The sequence below is a fragment of the Anabaena azotica FACHB-119 genome, assembly GCF_014697625.1.
Lineage (GTDB): Bacteria > Cyanobacteriota > Cyanobacteriia > Cyanobacteriales > Nostocaceae > Trichormus > Trichormus azoticus_A.
Genome location: NZ_JACJSG010000006.1, coordinates 1 through 21,454, shown reverse-complemented (window position 1 = coordinate 21,454; position 21,454 = coordinate 1). Strand labels below are relative to the sequence as shown.

The 21,454-nt window shown below is 42.4% G+C and carries 15 protein-coding genes and 1 pseudogene; 5 read left to right on the top strand and 11 right to left on the bottom strand.

The window, feature by feature from the left end; translation table 11 throughout:
- Nucleotides 1-266 precede the first annotated feature (266 nt).
- Nucleotides 267-1,304, top strand: coding sequence for an NADP(H)-dependent aldo-keto reductase (locus H6G83_RS05535; protein ID WP_190468205.1), 1,038 nt, complete (start codon nucleotides 267-269; stop codon nucleotides 1,302-1,304).
- 593 nt (nucleotides 1,305-1,897) lie between these two features.
- Complete coding sequence (locus tag H6G83_RS05530) at nucleotides 1,898-2,083, top strand: hypothetical protein (RefSeq protein ID WP_190468202.1); 186 nt, start codon at nucleotides 1,898-1,900, stop codon at nucleotides 2,081-2,083.
- 257 nt (nucleotides 2,084-2,340) lie between these two features.
- On the opposite strand, the pseudogene H6G83_RS05525 reads toward H6G83_RS05530, so the two are convergent.
- Together H6G83_RS05525 and mutL are read right to left on the bottom strand one after the other, a co-directional pair.
- Nucleotides 2,341-2,535, bottom strand: a pseudogene (locus H6G83_RS05525) (zinc ribbon domain-containing protein); the annotation flags it as partial.
- Between the two features lie 151 nt (nucleotides 2,536-2,686).
- Nucleotides 2,687-4,582: a DNA mismatch repair endonuclease MutL gene (mutL, locus tag H6G83_RS35155; protein ID WP_242044432.1), complete on the bottom strand. Its 1,896-nt coding sequence runs from the start codon at nucleotides 4,580-4,582 to the stop codon at nucleotides 2,687-2,689.
- Between the two features lie 822 nt (nucleotides 4,583-5,404).
- On the opposite strand from mutL, the gene H6G83_RS05510 reads away from it, so the two are divergent.
- Nucleotides 5,405-8,443 carry a DUF4912 domain-containing protein gene (locus H6G83_RS05510; protein ID WP_190468199.1) on the top strand — a complete coding sequence of 1,013 codons (3,039 nt, stop codon included), beginning with the start codon at nucleotides 5,405-5,407 and terminating at the stop codon, nucleotides 8,441-8,443.
- A gap of 806 nt (nucleotides 8,444-9,249) precedes the next feature.
- On the opposite strand, the gene H6G83_RS05505 is transcribed toward H6G83_RS05510, so the two are convergent.
- Together H6G83_RS05505 and H6G83_RS05500 are read right to left on the bottom strand one after the other, a co-directional pair.
- The gene (locus H6G83_RS05505; RefSeq protein ID WP_067767949.1) at nucleotides 9,250-9,540 is read right to left on the bottom strand and encodes a helix-turn-helix domain-containing protein; all 291 of its coding nucleotides are present in this window, start codon (nucleotides 9,538-9,540) and stop codon (nucleotides 9,250-9,252) included.
- A gap of 334 nt (nucleotides 9,541-9,874) precedes the next feature.
- The gene (locus H6G83_RS05500; RefSeq protein ID WP_190468196.1) at nucleotides 9,875-10,891 is read right to left on the bottom strand and encodes a sulfate/molybdate ABC transporter ATP-binding protein; all 1,017 of its coding nucleotides are present in this window, start codon (nucleotides 10,889-10,891) and stop codon (nucleotides 9,875-9,877) included.
- A 364-nt stretch (nucleotides 10,892-11,255) separates the two neighbouring features.
- On the opposite strand from H6G83_RS05500, the gene chlP reads away from it, so the two are divergent.
- On the top strand, nucleotides 11,256-12,512 hold the full coding sequence (chlP, locus tag H6G83_RS05495; RefSeq protein WP_190468194.1) for a geranylgeranyl reductase: 1,257 nt from the start codon (nucleotides 11,256-11,258) through the stop codon (nucleotides 12,510-12,512).
- A gap of 460 nt (nucleotides 12,513-12,972) precedes the next feature.
- Here chlP and H6G83_RS05490 read toward each other — a convergent pair whose 3' ends face one another.
- From H6G83_RS05490 to H6G83_RS05485, 3 genes are all read right to left on the bottom strand, one after another.
- Nucleotides 12,973-13,716, bottom strand: a complete 744-nt coding sequence (locus tag H6G83_RS05490) for a response regulator transcription factor (protein ID WP_010994306.1) — start codon at nucleotides 13,714-13,716, stop codon at nucleotides 12,973-12,975.
- Nucleotides 13,717-14,499: 783 nt separating this feature from the next.
- Nucleotides 14,500-14,697: a hypothetical protein gene (locus tag H6G83_RS34945; RefSeq protein WP_206758981.1), complete on the bottom strand. Its 198-nt coding sequence runs from the start codon at nucleotides 14,695-14,697 to the stop codon at nucleotides 14,500-14,502.
- Nucleotides 14,698-14,893: 196 nt separating this feature from the next.
- Nucleotides 14,894-15,508 carry a PEP-CTERM sorting domain-containing protein gene (locus tag H6G83_RS05485; protein ID WP_190468191.1) on the bottom strand — a complete coding sequence of 205 codons (615 nt, stop codon included), beginning with the start codon at nucleotides 15,506-15,508 and terminating at the stop codon, nucleotides 14,894-14,896.
- Between the two features lie 709 nt (nucleotides 15,509-16,217).
- Between H6G83_RS05485 and H6G83_RS05480 the strand changes: the two genes are divergently transcribed.
- On the top strand, nucleotides 16,218-17,573 hold the full coding sequence (locus H6G83_RS05480; RefSeq protein WP_190468189.1) for an alkaline phosphatase PhoX: 1,356 nt from the start codon (nucleotides 16,218-16,220) through the stop codon (nucleotides 17,571-17,573).
- Between the two features lie 235 nt (nucleotides 17,574-17,808).
- Here H6G83_RS05480 and H6G83_RS05475 read toward each other — a convergent pair whose 3' ends face one another.
- The 4 genes from H6G83_RS05475 to H6G83_RS05460 form a co-directional block, all read right to left on the bottom strand.
- Nucleotides 17,809-18,387: a Uma2 family endonuclease gene (locus tag H6G83_RS05475; protein ID WP_190468184.1), complete on the bottom strand. Its 579-nt coding sequence runs from the start codon at nucleotides 18,385-18,387 to the stop codon at nucleotides 17,809-17,811.
- 88 nt (nucleotides 18,388-18,475) lie between these two features.
- Nucleotides 18,476-19,057 (bottom strand): Uma2 family endonuclease, encoded by a 582-nt coding sequence (locus tag H6G83_RS05470; RefSeq protein WP_190468626.1) that lies wholly within the window; start codon nucleotides 19,055-19,057, stop codon nucleotides 18,476-18,478.
- Between the two features lie 166 nt (nucleotides 19,058-19,223).
- Nucleotides 19,224-19,970, bottom strand: coding sequence for an HAD family hydrolase (locus tag H6G83_RS05465; protein WP_190468182.1), 747 nt, complete (start codon nucleotides 19,968-19,970; stop codon nucleotides 19,224-19,226).
- Between the two features lie 97 nt (nucleotides 19,971-20,067).
- Complete coding sequence (locus H6G83_RS05460; protein WP_190468179.1) at nucleotides 20,068-21,078, bottom strand: 30S ribosomal protein S1; 1,011 nt, start codon at nucleotides 21,076-21,078, stop codon at nucleotides 20,068-20,070.
- Nucleotides 21,079-21,454: the final 376 nt, after the last annotated feature.

The window sequence follows — 21,454 nt, the reverse complement described above, 5'->3', positions numbered from 1 at the left end:
AGTATTATATGGTTATAAGGAGTTTGTTGTACATATAACTTGGCTTATTGCTAGTCATAAAATCCTCTTGTAATAAATACTTTGTAGCTTAATGTTTGGATGAATACTAATTTTAATGACTTCGCTCAAAGGGAAAGTAATTATCTTGAGCAATATATTATCTTATTTGCTGTAAATAAGCTTAATTTTCTTGAATTCTTACTTCACAAATTAGCCAATTCAAGTCAAAATTTCATTATATTAAACTGAATAACCAACCGGAGATTATGATATATAACCAACTTGGTGAGAGTGATTTAAAGGTTTCAGATATTTGCTTGGGAACCATGACTTATGGTAAGCAAAATACTATTGAAGAAGCTCATCAACAGCTAGATTATGCTGTCGCTCAAGGAATTAATTTTATTGATGCGGCGGAAATGTATCCTGTGCCTACCAGTGCGGAAACCTATGGCAAAACAGAAGCATATATTGGTGAATGGCTCAAGCATCAACAACGAGATAAATTAATTATTGCCACAAAAATTGCTGGCCCTGGTAGAGGCTTTGAATGGGTACGTGGTGGAGCAAAAGCCATTGACCATGCTAATATTAAACAAGCTGTAGACGACAGCCTCAGAAGATTGCAAACTGATTACATCGACCTATATCAAATACATTGGCCCGATCGCTACGTTCCCCGTTTCGGCGCGACAGTATTTGATCCCACCCAGGTTAAACCATCAGTACCCATAGTGGAACAACTAGAAGCCTTTGCCGATATCATTAAAGCGGGTAAAATTCGCTACATTGGTTTAAGCAATGAGACACCTTGGGGAGTAACTCAGTTTAGTAATACTGCCAAACAGTTAGGTTTACCCAAAGTTATTTCCATTCAGAACGCTTACAACTTACTCAATCGAGTATTTGACGGTGCTTTAGCAGAAGCAGTTTATTACGAAAATATTGGTTTACTGGCTTATAGTCCTTTGGGTTTTGGTTTCTTGACTGGTAAATATTTGTATGGCAAACCAGAGAAGGCTAGAGTTAGTCTATTTCAAAACTTTGGTCAACGCTACCTTAAACCAAAGGTAAGTGAGGCGGTTGCGGCCTATGTAGACATTGCTAAACGCCATAATATCAGCCCTGCACAACTAGCGATCGCCTTTGTGCGGAGTCGTTGGTTTGTCACCAGCACAATTATCGGTGCGACAACCTTAGAACAACTCAAAGAGAACATAGATAGTGTAAATTTAGTTCTCAGTAAAGAAATTTTAAAAGAAATAGATGCAGTAAATTTACAATTCCCCAATCCTGCACCTTAGTAGTGATGAGTTTCGAGTAGTCATTTAGCAAACTAGGTAATTGGTAAGAGGTAACTAATAACTGAATAGGAATTTTCACCAATTACCTAAGTAGAACGGACTAATTAACAATTCAAAATTCGCGCATTCACGCATTCGCGCATTAAAGACATTTTGCCTACGGCACGCTACGCGAACAGTTGGGGTTTAAATCCCCAACTGAAAATTTGCTACGTACAGACGTAGGGGTCTTTAACCCTCGGAATTACGATAAATCAAGTTTGTAGTAAGGACTTTAGTCCTTTTCCTCAGACTAAAGTCCTTACTACGAACTCAGTGGTTTTATCCAATTTTTACTCCTCACTTTCAACTCAATTTCGTTAGTGTTAGAAATTTTAAGAGTGTTATTTCTCTACATCCCTACACCCCTAACACTAACAATTTAGTTGATTTTACTTTCTATCCTTGGTTTGAACACTGGCCGGCGCTGAAACAGTATCGTGGTTTTGGCATTCCTGCGGAATTTACTCGCCTGCGCCAATGGAAGCACGCATTCAAAGAACTGGATTCAGTGAAGGCGATCGCACATCCCAAAGAGTTCTATATTGAGCAATATGCTAGATTTGCTAACCCTTTGTGATTGGACTGCGATCGCTCAAGAACTTGGAAACAATAGGAGTAGCGCGCGGCAATGGGCAGATAGAACCATCGGCAACCGGGAACACTTTAACTTTGGTGAGGTGAAGAAGCAGTTTATTTATCGAGTGATTGATGACCTTGATCGGCAACTGATGGCATAGAGCCGAGATGGCGGTAACAACGGAAATAGCGTGATTATGCTGGATTGACACTCCATCGCCGTAGAGGGTGCGAGGATTCTTGGTTCACAGTTCAATCGTAACCCCGCTTTCCTTTCTCCAACAAAGCTAGAGGATCAAACTCCCCAAGCTTATCTGACTTTTCACGGGATCTGGAAAACCCCTCTCCTACAAGGAGAGAGGCTTTAATTGCTCCCCCTTCCCTACAAGGGAAGGGGGCTGGGGGGTTAGGTCTGTCGTTATCTTTTCCACATGACGTGAAAAGTCAGAAGCTTATAAGCTCCCGTTTGCCTAATGGTACTTAGCCCTTTCTGCAAGATGTTAATCGCGGCATTAATATCTCTATCTTCAGTAAATCCACAATGAGGACAAATATGGGTTCTAGTTGATAGAGCCTTCTGCACTTTTTTGCCACAGTTAGAACAATTTTGACTTTTATAGCAGTAGCCACATAGGTTAGGACATTGAAAAATCACAAAATCTTTATAGTAAGCAGGTTTTGAACCTGTCACCTGTCCCCTATCACCTATCCCCTGCTATACTTTATAAATGGCCTCTAAGTGCCTTCTGCCTCCTGCGTCCTCATCAAATACCGTGACTCTTGCCTATTACCCAGTGACGGCGGAAAAAGCGGGACAAAGCAGACTCATCCAAGGATAAATAAATCGGACGACCATGTGGGCAAGTACGCGGGTTACGAGTGCGTTGCCAATCATCGAGCAACTTTTGCATTTGGGGTAAACTCATGGGTGTACCGTTGCGAATGGCGCTACGACAGGCAACAGCAACTTGGGCTGTTTGTAAATCTCCCCCCCAACTGAGTTCTAAAATGGCTTCGGCACAGTCTTCACGTTGCTGTAACATGGCTGGGAGGCTACGAACTGCCCAAAGTTGTTCCCCAAAAGGTTCGATATCTAAACCTATGCGTTGTAATTGGCAAACTTGCGCTGGGGACAATTGATAGAGAATAATTGGCGGTTCAACGGCTATGAGTTGCCAATTATCTGATAATTGTTCGTATAATACTCGCTCATGGGCAATGTGCTGTTCTACTAACCACATTCCCCCTGGATGTTCAGCAACTATATAAGTGTTACTAACTTGGGCGACGGCTTTTAAATAGTGTTGATTGTTATCTGCTGTATTTGATTGCGGATTGAAGTTATAATTACCTTTCTCTTCAGCAGCTTTGAGTAATTGACTAACTCTGGTTGTATGCAAAGATTCTTTCATGTTGGGGGAACTGATACGCAATGCTTGGTTAATGGCTTGAGTAATTTGTTCTTGCCAATAACCTAAATCGTTGAGATAAATTTCTGTTTTTGCTGGGTTGCGGTTCCAGTTGATTTGGTCGGGGGAAATGGTCAGATGCAGAAAACACACAGGATAGCGATCGCGTGGTAATGTTCTGTGAAACGCTGCTAAAATCGTCTGTTCTATTTCCGGCGACTTGACCATTCTACCGTTAATTGCTACCCGCACCCAGTCTGGACGATGGCGGTGGCAACGGTCGGGTAGTCCTACGACTAGGGAGAGTGATGACTGTGGACTATTGACTATTGACTGTGGACTATTGACTATTGACTGTGGACTATTGACTGTTGACTGTGGACTATTGACTATTGACTGTGGACTATTGACTGTTGACTGTGGACTATTGACTATTGACTGTGGACTATTGACTATTGACTGTGGACTATTGACTATTGACTGTGGACTATTGACTATTGACTGTGGACTATTGACTATTGACTGTGGACTATTGACTATTGACTGTGGACTATTGACTGGGTTGGGTATTTCTAATTTGACTTCTTGTAGGTCGCCTGGGCGTGTTTGGGTGAGGAATTGGGGTATTAATTGCCCTACAGTGGAGGCGGGGGAGATGGTGAACCAAATGCGGTCATTTTGCCAAACTTGCCAGGTGGTTTGGGGATGACATAGGGCGATTTGTTGAATTGTGGCTTGTACAGCTTTCATTTGCTGTGTTGTGGCGGGTAAGCCATGACGACGGGCTGCACAATTGGCAAATAAATTCGAGACTGTGACTACTGTACCAGGTGCGATCGCAGTTGCTTCTACTTGCATAGCTTTCCCATCTTCACCATAAACCACGCGCCAGCCCACACTTTCGGGGGCGCGACTGATAATTTCTAAATCGGCTAAAGTTGTTAAACTATGTAACGCTTCCCCACGAAATCCCAGACTGTTAATTTTCCATAAGTCTGCACTAGAGCGAATTTTACTGGTGCTATGAGCTGAGGCGGCTTGTTGCAAATCCTCTAAATTCATACCGCAACCATTATCTGCTACACGGATGCGCCACTGCTGCGGCCATAAGTAAACTACAATCCTTGTCGCTCCTGCATCTAAGGAATTTTCTACTAATTCCCGTACCACAGATGCAAAGGAGTCGATGACCTCGCCTGCGGTGATGAGATATACGACTTCTTGAGGTAGAGATTGAATAGTAGATGCCATAAGTCAGAAACTGGGAATTGGGGAGTGGGAACAGATCAGGGCTTACGCAGCAAAATTGTTTGTTGAGGCTGGGTGTAAGGGTGTAAAGGTTTTAAAGATTTACACCCCTATCTCACAAGTGTAGGTTTTTAATATAGCAGTGAGTAAAGACTCTAAAACTAACGATAAGATGTTGTTTCATCTACTCTTACACCCCTAGACCCCTATACCCCTACACCCTTGATTTTTAGTTTTCATGAGTAAGTCCTGAGATAATCTCAAATTAAAATATCAGTTTTAACAGTCAACAGTAAGTAGGGGCGAGTTGATTGAGAAAATCATGGGGAAAACAGATATGTCCGCTAAACCCGCCCGTACTTAAATAAGTTAGTGAAACACCACAGCAATTGGTGGAAGACTTAGGGCGGCGCTGATTTATCCCCGACCATAGGCTGTCAGGACTGATAACTGATAACTGAAGCAATTGGTGGAAGACTTAGGGCGGCGCTGATTTATCCCCGACCATAGACTGTCAGGACTGATAACTGATAACTGATAACTGAAGCAATTGGTGGAAGAAGTAGGGCGGCGCTGATTTATCCCCGACCATAGACTGTCAGGACTGATAACTGATAACTGATAACTGAAGCAATTGGTGGAAGACTTAGGGCGGCGCTGATTTATCCCCGACCATAGGCTGTCAGGACTGATAACTGATAACTGATAACTGATAACTGATTTAATAAATATTGACACCAGATGTATAATTAGCGCGGATTGTCCTATATAACAAGATAAATTTACAACTTATCGGTTTTCCGTTCCCCACCTGAATATCAGCATATGTGGCAAAAAGAAAAAAAAGACAGTGGCATAGCAAATCTGGCATTATTCCTGACCTTAACGACCACCCCGATCGCAACAAATCTGTTATTGTCAGCACCAATGTTGGCACAGTCGGCGAGTGAAAAACCCGCTTTTGAGTTACCGCAAACTGTGGAAAATGGCACTACATTGCGAATTGATGGCTCAAGTAGCTTGGTAGCTGTGAATCAAAGCTTGAAACAGAGTTTTGAGCAGCAGTTTGCTGGTACTAGAGTGGATTTCGCCGCTAACGGTACTGAAAATGCACTCAAAGCTGTGTTAGATGGTAGTATTGATATAGCAGCTCTGGCTCGTGGACTGACTCCAGAAGAAAAAGCCCAGGGTTTGGAACAGGTGAGGTTGCACCGCGAAAACATTGCCATCATTGTGGGCGAAGAAAACCCTTTCAAACGTAGCTTAACCGAGAGGGAATTTGCCAGAATTTTCCGGGGACGCATTACCAATTGGTCGGAACTAGGAGCGCCAGCCGGGAAGATTCGTTTCATAGACCGACCGGAAAGTAGCGATACTCGCCAAACACTAAGTAGCTATAAGGTGTTTAAAGCTGCTACATTTGCCACAGGCTCTAATGCTACTCAGGTAAGTGAGGACAATACCGCCGAAATTGTCAAACAATTAGGGAAGGACGGGATTAGCTATGCTAGAGCCAATCAGATATCCAAATTGCCTGGCGTGCGGGTGATTGAGGTAAGCGAGACTACGCCAGAAGACCCGCAACCCTTTGCCCAACCGCTAGTATATGTTTACAAAAAAAATCCTAAGCCATCTGTAGCCGCATTTCTGGGTTTTGCCTTAGCATCACCTGGACAAAAGGCGATAGAAACAGCAAGAGTAGCGGAAGCTCTAGCGATCGCCAAAGGTGAAACCCCAGCATTGCTTACAGCCACTAATCCCGCACCGGGAACCGCACAGTTCAATTCTTCCCCCATCACAGCAACTACACCAGCCACAACTGTATTTCCCGATGCGACAACTACAGGTAATACCCTGACACAGCCGACACAGGTAGCGCCACAAGAAGCACGTCAATTGGATCGCTCCTTGTTATGGTGGTTACTGTTACCTGTGGGTGCGATCGCTGGCTTATTGTTGTGGTTTATCAAACGTCCATCCACAAATACAGCATCAAACAGCAGTCCAGACCCTGCTCCCAGCGAGGGGGAAACTGCTAGTAATGAAGCATCTCCGCCAGTAGAAATACGTAATAATACTAACCCTACCACAATCCAAAATACTAACTCCACTGTACTGCAACCCACAAATAACAAGGCTGTTGCGGCTCAAGAGTTGGAAAACAACCCAAATGTACTGCAACCCAATAGCAAGGCTGTAACTGCTCAAGAGTTGGAAACTAATTCAGGTAGTTATCAAGTCACAATTCCGCCTGAGCTAGAACAATCACCTTGGGATATGGAAGCACCAGCTGCTGTTGTCAATACTTCCTATCCGCAAATGATGGAACTACCTAAAGCTTCCACTCAGTTAGAAGACCAAACAGCAGATGTCGCCCGCCAAATTCAGGAAACTGCATCTGTTGCAGAAAATCATCAGCAATTGGTGGCAGAATTCAGCCAAACGCCAGCAGATTTAAATACCCAAGAAACAGAATTAGCACCCGTAGCTAACGAAGATAGCGATATAGTAGATTCTCTGCCTGATTTGCCAGATTTCGACAACATTTTCGCTGATGCAGCAGATGCGAATATCACACAACAGACGACTGTGCAGGAAGCGCCTGATGAAACTACACAACTAACTACCGCAGATGAAAAATGGCAAAAGCCACAAGTAACCGCCTCATTGCCAACATTTGCTGATATTCCTGAAGATGCACTTAATTTAGTAGCCGATGCAGCCGAAATCCATGAGAGTGAAATATTGGAGGATACAGAATATCTCACTCCATCTAGTTTAGGAAATTTAGCAAATGGCGCAGTCTTAGCAGGAGTAGGAACGCCAGTTTGGGTTGGTAACGATGACATTGAGGAACCTGCAACATCACAGGTGTTAGCCACGGCTAACCCTCCCCAAGCAAATCTACCCACAGCATCAGCAATAACGGCTGAGTTAGAAGATGAGGAAGAACCAAGTAGCATAGTCCTCAGACCCCGAAATCCTGAGTGGGCTTATGTTTCTTGGTACGTTTCGCCTGACGATCAGCAAAAGTTGCACCATCAAGGGATCTCAGAATTAACACTAAGACTGTATGATGTCACCGACATTGATTTGAGTTATGAGGAACCCCAGCAGGTACAGCAGTATGAATGTGCGCCAGGAACAAGCGATCGCTATGTCCCAATTCCAGAAAGCGAGCGCGATTATATCATAGACCTGGGCTATTTTACAGGGGATAACTGGGAGAGTATTGTCAGTTCAGCTACCGTCCGTGTCTTCAGTCGTCCGTATATAGATCCCATGTTGGCTTATTTGCCTGGACTAGATGCAGCTAGTAGCGTTGTCTTCAGCCCTCGCTCTTCCAAGTGGGCTTATGTAAGTTGGCATATTTCCCCAGATCATCAGCAATCACTCCCAGAGCATGGAATTACTCAACTAGCACTGAGACTGTATGATGCCACTAATTTTGACCTAAGTTACCAACATCCCCAGTTAGTACAGCAGTACGAAATTGATGAAATTACCCGCGATCGCTACTTGTCAATTCCTCATAGCGATCGTGATTATGTCACAGAATTAGGTTATGTTACCACATCAGGGGATTGGGTAACTATAGCCCGTTCCGATACCGTTCGTGTTGTCAATGACCCCCAGGAGGATTTCTGGTTGATCGCTGATACTGAGTTAATTATCCACGGAGCTACAAATCCTGATGCTACCGTAACTATCGCAGGTAAAGCGATCGCTCTCAAGCCTGATGGCACATTTCACTTGCGTGTTCCCTTCTCAGGAGAATTACTAGATTATCTCATCACGGCGGCTAGTGGAGAACAAAGAAAAACCATCCATAAGAAGTTCTCTCAAGAAACTTCGGAAAGCTAGAAAATTAATTCCCTACTTAGAGGTTGATTCTCACGCTTGAGAATGTTGCATTAATTAACCACAGAGCCACAGTGAACCAGCGCTGTAGGAGGGTCTCCCTCCGTAGGCGACTGGTGAACCCGGAGGGAGACACAGAGATAGCTAGTAGTGGCGTGGCAAGGCTAAAATGTGGCGATAGATTGAGAAAAAATTAACCGCCGATAAACGCCGATAAACGCCGATAAATGCTGATGCTCAAGACTTTACCTAATGCACTACTTTAGCCTTGCCACGCTAGTAGTGGACTGACACGACTAAAATGTTGCATTAATTAACCACAGAGGCACAGAGACACAGAGGTTAGAGAGGAAACTTATTGCACTATTTTAGCCTTGCCACGCCAGTAGTGGACTGGCAAGGCTAAAATGTGGCAATAGGTTTGGATAAATTTGAACGCAGATGAACGCAGATGAACGCAGATGAACAAGATGATAGATTTTTCGCTAATGCACAAGTTTAGGCTTGCCACGCCAGTAGGGTGTGTTACGTAGCAGACGAACGCACCCTTATTCTTTAGACCTCTTGCAAAAGTCGTTCTTAGCGTTCTTTTCTTTGCGTTTTTGCGCCTTCTCTACGAGACGCTACGCGAATGCGTGAGACAAAAAAAGATTTATGCAAGAAGTCTTTTGTTTCCTACTGGCGTGAGTAGCTCAGTGAACATAAATACGTTGAAGAAACACCACAGCAATTGGAACAAGGCGTTGGTGACGACTTCTTCATCCCCCACCATCACCCTGATAACTGATAACTGATAACTGATAACTGATTTAACTACAAACTGGAGTATCAGTGACTTGAACTACCTGATTTTCGGGAAAACGTCTGGGTCTTCCAGGCTTACGTTTATGACGCTGATTAATGGACTTTTCGCTGGCGGCGGCTAGTTCTTCAGGTGTACATTTAAACAAACGTATAGCATCTAAATATTTTTTTGGTGTCATTGTTGGCTCAGTACGTCCTGCTTCCCAATTGCGGACGCTAGTTTCACTTATGGCAAGCCTGAAGGCAACTTCTGCACGGCTGAGACCCGCACGCTCTCTCAGGACTTGCATATCCATATCTCATGCTCCCTTGCAAAAAAATTAAGTCTTTTTCTAATTTGATTGACATTAAATATCAATCATTAAAATCAAAAATTTATTAACTATTTTCTTTATAAGCTATAAGCGATCGCTTGACACTCTAACAAACGAGGTAATTTTTCGCGATTAAGTTAACTTTGCTCTATGGCAGGGAGCAGGTGATAGATAAAAGGGAACAGGCGAAGAAGCCTCTAGATGTGAGGATTTTATAATTATCCTTTCATGTGTAAAAAAAAGGTAAAGTATTTTACCTCACCCTTTCATCAGATATTACTATTAATAGTAGGTATAAATTTCTGCCAAATTTCAGTTAAATGGAATAGTACAGAGGAAAGGATTTTGCATCCTTGGGTTTGACATATACCTTTTGTTGTGGTTCTAACTGTAGCTCGTCGTAGCGATCGCGAGTTAAATGGGCATTGACGACTTGTCCATCGTCTAAAGTTAATTCTACTTTGATTTCCCAACCCAAATGTATCAATCTGCTCACCGTAGCAGGTGCAGTTGCACCGTTAGCAAATTTCTCTATTAGCACATCTTGGGGACGTAAAAATACATTTGGATGTTCTATTTCTAACTGGCTGCTTTGGAATATTCTCGAACTGCTCGGTAAAACATTGACTGGGCCAATAAAGCTCATCACAAAAGAGGTAGCTGGGTTGTCATAAATTTGTGCGGGTGTACCTACCTGTTCTACACGCCCTTGATTCATCACCACGACTTCATCAGATACTTCCATTGCTTCTTCTTGGTCGTGAGTCACGAAAACTGTGGTAACATGAACTTCATCATGGAGGCGGCGTAACCATGCCCTCAAGTCTTTACGGACTTTGGCATCTAAAGCGCCAAAAGGTTCATCTAGAAGCAGTACAGTTGGTTCTACTGCTAGCGCCCTGGCTAAAGCAACCCTCTGTCTTTGACCACCGGAAAGTTGTGAAGGATAGCGATCGCCTAACCCACTCAATTGCACCAATTCTAATAACTGCTCAACTCGCCCTTTAATTCTATTAGCCGGAGCCTTGCGAATCTCTAACCCAAAAGCAATGTTTTGCCGGACTGTTAAATGCTTAAATAGGGCATAGTGCTGAAACACAAACCCAATATTCCGTTCCTGAACACTTTGGTTGGTAGCATCCTTGCCTGTCAGTATGATTCTGCCACTATCTGGCGTTTCTAGACCAGCAATTAAGCGTAACAAGGTAGACTTTCCAGAGCCAGAAGGCCCCAACAGGGCTACCAGTTTACCACTTTGGATTTCTAAATTGACCTGATCAACAGCTTGAAAGCTGCCAAACTGCTTGGATACGTTCTCAACTACTATGCCCACTGCCGCTATACCTCTGCAAATCTATCTACGGCGTACTGCTAGGATTACCGTGTTTTATTTATATCATACATAAACTTATTTGGAAGTATCACTCACCAAAATATTTTATTACCGCAACTATCTGAGGGTAGGGATTGGGGATTGGGGAATCGGGGATTGGGGACTGGGGAAAGAAGAGGAAAAAACTCTGGACTAATGACCAATTACCAATTACCAATTACCAATTACCATAGACTATTGACTATGGACTAATAACTAATGACTAAATGACTAATGACAAATTTGTATCGAAATATTAAGGAATATTGCATTTCTGACAAAACCGGGAGGTAGAGAGCCAAATCAGCCAAAAGACCGTGGTAGGATGCTTTCGGTAAATGTGAAGATTGGGAGAAGACCTTTGACACTACGGGTTGCTGTTGTTGGGTCAGGCCCAGCTGGTTCCTCTGCTGCTGAAACTCTAGCCAAAGCTGGGATTGAGACCTATCTGTTTGAGCGCAAGCTTGATAATGCCAAGCCCTGTGGGGGGGCAATTCCCTTATGTATGGTGGGTGAGTTTGACCTACCACCAGAGATTATCGATCGCCAAGTGCGGAAGATGAAAATGATTTCACCTTCCAACCGCGAAGTTGATATCAATTTAATAAAAGAAGAAGAATATATAGGAATGTGCCGTCGGGAAGTGTTAGATGGCTTCTTACGGAACCGGGCGGCAAAATTAGGGGCAAATTTAATTAATGCCACCGTTCATAAAGTTGATATACCTGGAAACAACAAAGACCCATACACCATTCATTATGTTGACCATAGTGAAGGCAGTGTGCAAGGTGTCACCAAAACTTTAAAAGTAGATTTGATTATTGGGGCGGATGGGGCTAATTCCCGCATTGCCAAAGAGATGGATGCTGGGGATTATAATTATGCGATCGCCTTCCAAGAGCGTATCCGTTTACCCCAAGACAAAATGGCATATTACAACGAACTTGCCGAAATGTACGTAGGCAATGACGTTTCCACAGACTTTTATGCCTGGGTATTCCCCAAATATGACCACGTAGCCGTCGGTACTGGCACAATGCACGTCAACAAAGCCAGCATCAAACAGCTACAAGCTGGTATCCGCGCCCGTGCTAGCGAAAAACTCGCAGGCGGTAAAATTATCAAAGTAGAAGCACACCCCATTCCTGAACATCCCCGTCCCCGCCGTGTTGTCGGTCGTATTGCCCTAGTTGGTGATGCAGCTGGCTACGTTACCAAGTCTTCCGGCGAAGGGATTTACTTTGCTGCTAAATCTGGGCGGATGTGTGCAGAAACCATTGTCGAAGTTTCCCAAAATGGTAGCCGCATTCCTACAGAAAACGAACTCAAGCTTTATCTCAAACGCTGGGATAAAAAATACGGACTCACCTACAAAGTGCTAGACATCCTCCAAACAGTCTTCTATCGTTCCGACGCTACCCGCGAAGCATTTGTAGAGATGTGCGCTGACTTGGATGTACAAAAGCTCACCTTCGACAGCTATTTGTATAAAACAGTTGTCCCCGCTAACCCCATCACCCAGTTGAAAATTACCGCCAAGACAATTGGTAGTCTCATCCGTGGTAATGCTTTAGCGCCTTAAATCAGGGGCTGGGGACTCAATCAGTTATCAGTTATCAGTTATCAGTTATCAGGTTGTGTTAACTGTTCACTGATAACTGTTTACTGAATATGTTAATGGCACTCCCAAAATCTTAAAAGGGAGTGCCATTCTATTATTTAGGGTTAATGATGAGGGGAAAATCTGTTTGTAGTAAGGACTTTAGTCCTGAAAATCACGGCAATAAAGTGCTTACTACAAACTATCAAAACTTTTGCCCTCAACCACTAATTAATTTTGGTGTTGATTCGTAGGGATACAAGTGTCATGCTGTAGGATACGTAGCTTAGGGGACTGTAGACGCATAGAAAGCGGCTGATCGAAGAGCATATCTCCCCTGAGACTACTCTACCTTGCCAACTGCATTTCCCTCAGTGTGACACCTGAGCTTACGGATTAATGAAATCAAGAACTGAGAGTAAATACTTTAGCCAGCAAGATTTCATTCAACAACTGATGTGGTAGCTCCCTCACCTGATTGTGGAACACTGGGTAACTCCAAGCAATATCCTGCACCATATACCGTTTTGATATAGCGCGGATGACGGGGGTCTGGTTCTAGCTTAGTTCTTAAGTGACGGATATGTACTCGAATGGTTTCTATGTCATCATCTGGGTCGTAACCCCAAACTTCTCGCAGAATTTCGCTAGGGGAAACTGTCTGTCCGTGACGCTGTAGCAAACAGTGCAGCAATTCAAATTCTAGGTGAGTTAGCTTCACGGTTTGACCGAACCATATAGCCTCAAACCTTTCAGGAACTAAGGTGAGAGGGCCGTAGTTCAAAATCTCACTGTGTTTGGCTGCTTGGGGAATGCGGTCGGTGCGTCGCAACAAAGCGCGTACCCGCGCTAGCATTTCCTCTACTTCAAACGGTTTGGTAAGATAGTCATCTGCACCCGCGTTGAAGCCTTCTACCTTATCTTGAGTTTGGCTCAAAGCCGTCAACATCAAAACGGGAATCTCAGCTGTGCGCTCATCCCGACGTAGGCGTTGGCAAACGGTAAATCCATCTACTCTGGGCAGCATTAGGTCAAGCATGATCAAGTCTGGTTGTAGCTGGAGAGCTAGGGCTTGTCCTTTGATACCGTCTTCAGCTTGGCTGACATCGTAGCCAGCCATCTCTAGGTTGACAGCAACGAGTTCTGAAATCGCTGGGTCATCGTCTATTACAAGAATCCTTGGCATTCTTAAAAAATTATTACTACTTATTAAGGATAAATAAGAACCTTTGGTAGATACAAAGATTTCTGTCTTGATTATAAGAAAGATTTTAAATCTAACATAAACCTTAAAACTACGAGAATTGATAAAACAAGATGAAAATATATGAAACGTTCAGCATGATTATGTTGCCCTGTCTGTAATCTGGCTTACTGTGGCAAAAATCATGCTGTTACAACTTTTTACACAATTTTTCAATAAAAATGTTATCGGTAGAACAAAACTATTCATTCAGAGCCTTTGGATGACGAAAGTATTGATGAGCGGTCAAGATGCGTTAACGGCCTATGGATTTATTTTGGTGAAAAATACTCATAGGTACGATTGTTTGTACTTATGGTGATGCAAGCGAGCTGCGACAGAGATAACTAAAGCTAAAAAATACTTGGGCGGAAATATATTGACATTGGCAATGGGAAAGTAATTTACCCAATTTTAGATGCAATGCGATCGCTCAGTTATGCTAATTTGCGATCGCCTGCCGCTAGGGTAAGGCTACACAATTCAAAAACACATGATGCAGCAGGAGTTTGGTGATTTGTGCCTGTTGGCATCTTTTGGAGAATTGGTATGCTGGCAAAGCATCGCCAAAAATCTAAGAGCTAGCATAGCAAATATGGAACAACTATCCAGGTACGCTCAACCCAGAAGCCATGACAAGTTAAGCGCCTTGTTTTCCCACCTGTAGAAGCTTATTATGCAGCAAGCAGTTTTTGACAACTGTTACCAGAGGCACAGTAAGGGGGGTTAGGCTAAAGCCTGAAAACACCACCACAGAAATCGGGTTGACATCTTGCACCACTCTCTTCCACTCGAAAATAATAGTCCCAAAAGCTTATTATTTCGTAGGGTGGGCATTGCATCAGCACCTGCTGATTGAGAAGGTGCAAGATATGCAACACATCCATTATCTGTAGGGGCGCACAGCTGTGCGCCCCTACTCATCTGCGTTTACCTGCGTTCAATTTTTCCAAACCTATTGCCACGTTTTAGTCTAGACAAGCCAGTAGGGTGCGTCAGTCCCAATAATGTCGTACACATTCAAGGATTTTCTACATCTGACGCACCCTACCCCAAGTGTCAGTTGCGTAAGTCCTGTTAATTTTATTTTTGCTTGCACAAGACTCTTCAGTTTTGCTGTTTAGATAGATGCTGGCTTTTTCTTAAGTAGTCTGCTGAAAGACCCAACCATCAACAGCCCTAAAAGTGTTCCAGGTTCAGGAATTAGAGTTGCTGTCAACTGACCACCATTATCTAATCTACAGTTGGGAAATGTGTTGCATACTTCCGGTGAGAGGTCATCTTTCAAAAAGATAGTAGCTGTAGATAATCCTACATCAGGATTCTGATAGGTATAAAAGAAAAATCCAACTACATCTGTGTTAAAGTTGCTCCCTAAATCAAAGCCGTTCGATGTGTCAAAGTTGCCAGTTTGTAATACAGAGGCTGTAACTGTATCGAAGTTAAAATTAGCAATACTGCTCACATTGCGAGAATTGTATTTGAAGCTTTGTAGTAACTTTCCTTGAGGGTCAAAGAAGGAAATAGAAAAACGATCCAATTGATCCTTTGTCACAATACTTCCTTGTAAAGCATTGTCATAGCTGAAACTACCTTGAGCCGAATAACCTTGATTTCCTGTCCAATCGAGTCGGTAGGAAGCAGCGTTAGCACTGGGAAGATTAATTATAGTAGCCATTGAAGCAACGGCTGCAATGGTTACTGTGGTTTGGATTTGGTTACAAATGCTTTTCATTTTTGTAATAGAAGTAAATTATGATGTTGTTGGAGCGATCGCTATGTGACTCAGCACATTAAAAGTAAGAACTGACTGTACTATGAGGCTTATTTGCTGATAAATACATTCACTAGTACTGAGGAATTATCTTTACACCATATTTTGCTAAACATTTATAGCTAACGAAATATCTTAGAGGAATTTTATCATTGGATGCAAATTAGTTTTTATAGATTGAAATTTATTTTGCTCATTAAATAGAAAATATATAGGTTGTTAAGTCAAGTATTATAATTTCTTTTAATTAAATTTTCTTTAAACTTCTTTTAACCAAATATCGTTACCTAATCAGATATTTTTTAGTATCAGCGACAGTGGAAAATTTGGCATTTATATAATGGCAAGTATGGAAGCGTTTATTAACTTGCTTATCTATATAATAGAATTATTTAACTGAAATCAGGATGTAAATAGCTTGATGAATATACAGCAAGTTGCAGCTAAATGAGGTACAGATATAAATTATAAAATTCTTGTGGGGTGGGCATCTTGCCCGCCCTTGTGTACCTCACTCAGATGAAATGTGCTGTATATTGTTCTTGAAATTTTGAGGAAAAATATATTTATGTTTTTTGTAAAAAAAGTATTTTTTAAATCAAGGATTACCAAATCTTAAACAAAGATTATTAGCCTTTACCAGGGCATTTTAAAGAACCAAAAAATAGTCATGAAATTATCTAGACGGAAATTTTTTACATTAGCAGGTGCAAGCGCTGCTGGTACGGTACTTGCTTCTCCTTTAGAAGGTCTAATTGCAAGGAAAGCTAATGGTCAACCTGTATTTGGTGGAGGTTACGGGCCACTTGTCAAAGATCCCAACGGCTTGTTAGATTTACCTGCTGGATTTGGGTATGTAACTTTCTCTCGCACTGGCGAACTCATGAACGATGGTAGTTCAGTACCTGGCGCTCATGATGGGATGGCGGCTTTCCCTGGCCCTAGAAATACAGTAATTTTAGTACGTAATCACGAACTTGGTACTGGTTCGACTGGTTCAAAAACACAAGGCCCAAAACCCTATGATCCCATTGCTAATGGTGGTACGACAACTTTAGTTGTTGGTGCTAATCGTCAGCTGATCAAACACTTCGTTTCTTTAAGTGGAACCATTCGCAACTGTGCAGGTGGGCCGACTCCTTGGGGTTCATGGATTAGTTGTGAAGAAAATGTCAGTGTACCAAATGGAGAAAATGGACTGCTAAAGCGACATGGGTTTAACTTTGAAGTTTCAGCCAGTGCTACTTCTCCTGTAGAACCAGTACCTCTGGTTGCTATGGGTAGGTTTAATCACGAAGCTGTGGCGGTAGATCCTAAAACTGGAATTGTCTATCAAACTGAAGATACATCCAATAGCCTTTTCTATCGTTTTATTCCCAAAGTTCCAGGGAAGTTACAACAAGGTGGTGTTCTCCAAGCTTTAAGGATAATTTCTAGACCTGGGGTTGATACTTCCAATGCTAGAAGTAACTCGTTAAAATTTAATGTAGGCGAGAAGTTTTCTGTAGATTGGGTAACAATTGAGGAACCCAACCCAGCCGAAGATACTGTGCGAGTAGAAGGTCGTAATAAAGGCGCAGCTAGATTTGTGCGTGGTGAGGGTATTTGGTACACCGAGAAGAATGGGAAGAGTGAGTTTTACTTTGTTGCTACCAGTGGAGGCCCTGATTTGAGTGGTGGTAGTGATAGGGGTCGTGGTGGTGGTCAAGTTTGGCGCTACATTCCGGCTGATGAAACCGTTGAATTGTTTGTCGAGTCTACATCTAGGGAAGAACTAGATATGCCGGATAATATAGTTGTTTCACCTTATGGCGACCTCATTCTCTGTGAAGATGGAGGTGGTGAGAATTTTTTAAGAGGTGTAACACCCCAAGGGAAACTCTACAATTTTGCCCGTAACGCCTTGAATGATAGCGAATTTTGTGGAGCTTGTTTTTCCCCAGATGGTAGAACTTTGTTTGTGAATATTCAAAGTCCGGGTATTACTCTGGCAATTTGGGGGCCTTGGACAAGTAAGAGAGGCTGATTTGCGTCTTAGGGGAGTTTTTTAGGAAAAATAGCAGGGGACAGGTGACAGGTGATAGGTGAGTCCAGTCCTGTAGGCGGGTTTCCCGCGCCCTGGGAACTGGCGAACCCGGAGGGTGACAGAGTTAAAAAGCTTTTACTGTATAAGTTTTCTCATTTTCTGATGTCCTAACTGTCTTGGCTATTGCTATAGCGATCGCTTTAACTTATGGTAAGGGTAGGCGATCGCATTCATCTTAAATCACAGGTGGTAACATTTCTAAAACCACAATCTGCAAATCAGGAAACTCTAAAGGTGTAATAGTTTCATCTTCTGCTAAAACTACTTTGACTTTATAACCTTCTGGAGTTGGTTCTCGAAAAACGTGTAATTGACGATTAACTACATCTAATACCCAGTAATCTTTAATCCCTGCTTGTGAATAAGCTTGAGCTTTAGTCTCACAATCTAACTTCAAACTGCTATCAGCCACCTCAATAATTAGGTAAACTTCTGATGGTGTAGGATGGTGGTCTGCGTAGTCTAAAGGGTCAACTTTCACAACAGAAATATCTGGTTCTGGTTCAGACCGTTCGTTTAACTTTACCGGGTCTTGAACACATATTAGGGCTACATTTTTTAAACTATTTTGTAGTAATCTATCTGTCCGAGACACTGCTGATCTATGCGCTGTTCCTTTAGCAATCATCCAAATAATTTTTCCTTCTAAAAGTTCTACCCGTTCATCTGCGCCAAAAATACCAGCCTCAGCCATCCGGTGATATTCTTCAACTGTCCACAGACGAAGTTGTAATGTTGTTTCTGTGTTTTGCATAGTTAGCAACTGGGGATTAAGGACTAGGAAAACAGAGGAAATTTTTTTGACTATGGACTGTTGACTAATGACTAATGACTAATGACTTTTAAGCTTGATTTTCTGATGTAAATATTTGTGATACTTTGAGATTAAGTTGGCTAAATTGTGGAGATACGACTAAATCCTCACCGGAAAAGTTTCCTACTTCAGTATATGTCTTATCGATAAGTTCTAAGACTAAGATAGTTTTAGTTTCAGGGTCAATAATCCAATATTCAGGAATACCACAATCTTGATACTGCGATCGCTTGGCGATAAAATCTCTATCTCTCTGCAATTCCCCAGGACTAACTACTTCCATTACCAGTAGAGGTGGTTGCATAGATAGGCGTATAGTATTACGCTTTGCTAACTGCTGAATATGTTCTTCTCGAATAATTGTTAAGTCAGGATAACGGTTTCTCGGTTCTCCCCTCACTTCCAATTCTAAACCATGACCTCGCACTCGATTAGTTCCTACAGTTAATGCAAAAATGAGTAAAAGATAATTTGCAATTTGAACATTAGTTCCTGGTTCTGGAAAAATTTCAATTAACTCTCCATTAAATAACTCATAGAGTTTATCTGTACCATCATCATAAGATAGGTATTCTTCAAAAGTTTGAAATCGATGTTTTACTTGTAGCATCTGATATTCTCCATGATGAATCTTTAATTGGGTATTGGGGAACAGAGAATAGAGATTAGCAAATATATAACGTTTCCTACTTTGCTGAGGGACAAATTTATCTGCGTTCATCTGCGTTCATCTGCGTTCAATTATTCTTGTCTGTACCTCACTAGGATAAAAAAATCTATATATAATTACCAACCTCTAAAATTTGAATTTCATCTAATTTATTAATCACGACATCCGCACCTAAAACGTTATTGGGTTTGTTTATCCAACTAATACCAATACAACCTGCTGCTTTGGCGTTACGAGCCATTTGCATATCACCAACAGCATCACCTACCATTAACGTAGCACCTGGTTCTACTCCTAATATTTCGCAGGCTTGTAAAAATAATATAGGGTCTGGTTTACCTGGCCCGTCATCTACGCCTATTTGCGCTTGGATGTAATTACTTAATTGGTGATGGGTGACAAAGTTTTTCACTTCTTGGGTTGAAGCTGCGGAAACGATACCAAGTTTAAGTCCGACTGCTGATAGTGACTGTAAAACTTCTAATGCGCCTGTAAATAAAGGTGCTGGAGTTACGTCAAGATACTTTTCTGCATCATCCAAAGCTTGACTTGCTGTTCTAAGTGAGTCGAACCATCCCTTTCCAGTTTCGGCGATGTAGGCGGCTGTAGCTATCTCTGTTTCACGACGACTGGCTACCGCCATTATACCTGCTGGGTCGAGGATATCGCCGTTGATGCCATAAGCCATTAACAGGGGTTCACCAGTACCAGGAAATTGAGCGTCGATGATTCTGGCTACTTTTTGTCCGAGCGATCGCAAGTAAATTTCTGAGTCTTCTAGAGTACCATTTTTGTCAAATAAAATTGCTTGAATGTTAGTAAATGTAACGTCTCTACACTTAATAGTTGCCACAGTATTACACCTCAGATAAATTGAAAATAAAAAAAGAGGGAAAGTCCCTCTTCTATATAAGAATTTGATATTTTGGATGAGTTAAACTACAACTGTCTTACTCTTCAATAGCTGCGGGAATTTCTTCTTCCACAACATCTTCAGTAGCAGAAGGAATTTCTTCCTCAATTACATCTTCTGCATCTTCAACTGGTAGAGTAATACCTTGTTGTTTAGCCAACAATTGTTCTCTGTATTTAGCTGCCATTTCCTCAGCTTTATCGTAAACCAAATCACGGTTTTTAATCATGTCACCGGGTTCTGGTTCTAATTGCTTGGTGGACAAGGAAATTCTGCCTCTTTCCGCATCCAAGTCAATGATCATCACTTTCACTTCATCATTGACGTTGAACACGCTATGGGGTGTGTCAATATGTTCGTGAGAAATTTCTGAGATGTGCAGCAAGCCACTAACACCACCGATATCGATGAATGCACCGTATGGCTTGATACCGCGAACTGTACCGATAACTACTTCGCCCACTTCTAGGCGGTTCATCTTGCGCTCAACCAATGCGCGACGATGAGACAATACTAGGCGGTTACGTTCTTCGTCTACTTCTAAGAATTTTAAAGGTAGTTCTTCGCCTACTAATTCTTCTTTGGGTTTGCGGGTGCTGATGTGGGAACCGGGAATAAAGCCTCGGAGTCCTTCAATTCTTACCAAAGCACCGCCACGGTTGGTAGCAAACACACCAGAACGCACGGTAGCATCTTCTGCTTGCAGTTGGCGTACACGCTCCCAAGCACGCATATATTCGATCCGGCGGATGGAAAGTGTTAACTGTCCATCTTCGTTCTCATCGGTGAGGATGAAAAATTCTCTTGTTTCGTTTGATTGTAAAACTTCTTCCGGGGCATCAACCCGGTTGATAGACATTTCTTGTATAGGTATATATGCTGCTGTTTTCGCACCTATGTCAATCAGAGCGCCGCGCGGTTCTATACTAAAAACTGTACCTGGTACGATGTCGCCAGGGCTAAAGTGATAGTCGTACTTGTCAAGTAGGGCAGCGAAATCTTCGTGAGTAAATCCAATTTCAGTAGCGGTTAAGTTCTGATTGACCATGCTGATTTGTTCCTGGTTCTAGTCTCCGTAGTGGTTATGCCATATTAGCCATGTGTATGCAACTGCCTGAGTGGGTAGTGTACACTTATATCTTTGTCTTATCCTAGCGCAGAAAAGCTAGTATTCACACATATTAACTTCCAGATAGATAATTATATCACATCTACCTGTGAAAAGTTTGTCAGCAAATTTTTCTGGTAGGGAGCGTGACCCTATTTGACTCTCACCGGACTAAAGTCACAGTGATTCAAACTGTTGTTCCAAGCAAGTCTAAAGACGTTGCTCAGAACAGTTATCTTCCAAGGAGTGAACCTTGCGGGACAGTCAAACGTCCCCTAGCGTACTTGGCTAAACGCTCCGTGGTTTAGCTGTGACG

Bases quoted from the DNA above. Each gene is read 5' to 3' on its own strand.
- H6G83_RS05535 (WP_190468205.1), top strand. From the start codon at position 267: ATGATATATAACCAACTTGGTGAGAGTGATTTAAAGGTTTCAGATATT.
- H6G83_RS05530 (WP_190468202.1), top strand. From the start codon at position 1,898: ATGCTAGATTTGCTAACCCTTTGTGATTGGACTGCGATCGCTCAAGAA.
- mutL (WP_242044432.1), bottom strand. From the start codon at position 4,582: ATGGCATCTACTATTCAATCTCTACCTCAAGAAGTCGTATATCTCATC.
- H6G83_RS05510 (WP_190468199.1), top strand. From the start codon at position 5,405: ATGTGGCAAAAAGAAAAAAAAGACAGTGGCATAGCAAATCTGGCATTA.
- H6G83_RS05505 (WP_067767949.1), bottom strand. From the start codon at position 9,540: ATGGATATGCAAGTCCTGAGAGAGCGTGCGGGTCTCAGCCGTGCAGAA.
- chlP (WP_190468194.1), top strand. From the start codon at position 11,256: ATGCTTTCGGTAAATGTGAAGATTGGGAGAAGACCTTTGACACTACGG.
- H6G83_RS05490 (WP_010994306.1), bottom strand. From the start codon at position 13,716: ATGCCAAGGATTCTTGTAATAGACGATGACCCAGCGATTTCAGAACTC.
- H6G83_RS34945 (WP_206758981.1), bottom strand. From the start codon at position 14,697: ATGAGTAGGGGCGCACAGCTGTGCGCCCCTACAGATAATGGATGTGTT.
- H6G83_RS05485 (WP_190468191.1), bottom strand. From the start codon at position 15,508: ATGAAAAGCATTTGTAACCAAATCCAAACCACAGTAACCATTGCAGCC.
- H6G83_RS05480 (WP_190468189.1), top strand. From the start codon at position 16,218: ATGAAATTATCTAGACGGAAATTTTTTACATTAGCAGGTGCAAGCGCT.
- H6G83_RS05475 (WP_190468184.1), bottom strand. From the start codon at position 18,387: ATGCAAAACACAGAAACAACATTACAACTTCGTCTGTGGACAGTTGAA.
- H6G83_RS05470 (WP_190468626.1), bottom strand. From the start codon at position 19,057: ATGCTACAAGTAAAACATCGATTTCAAACTTTTGAAGAATACCTATCT.
- H6G83_RS05460 (WP_190468179.1), bottom strand. From the start codon at position 21,078: ATGGTCAATCAGAACTTAACCGCTACTGAAATTGGATTTACTCACGAA.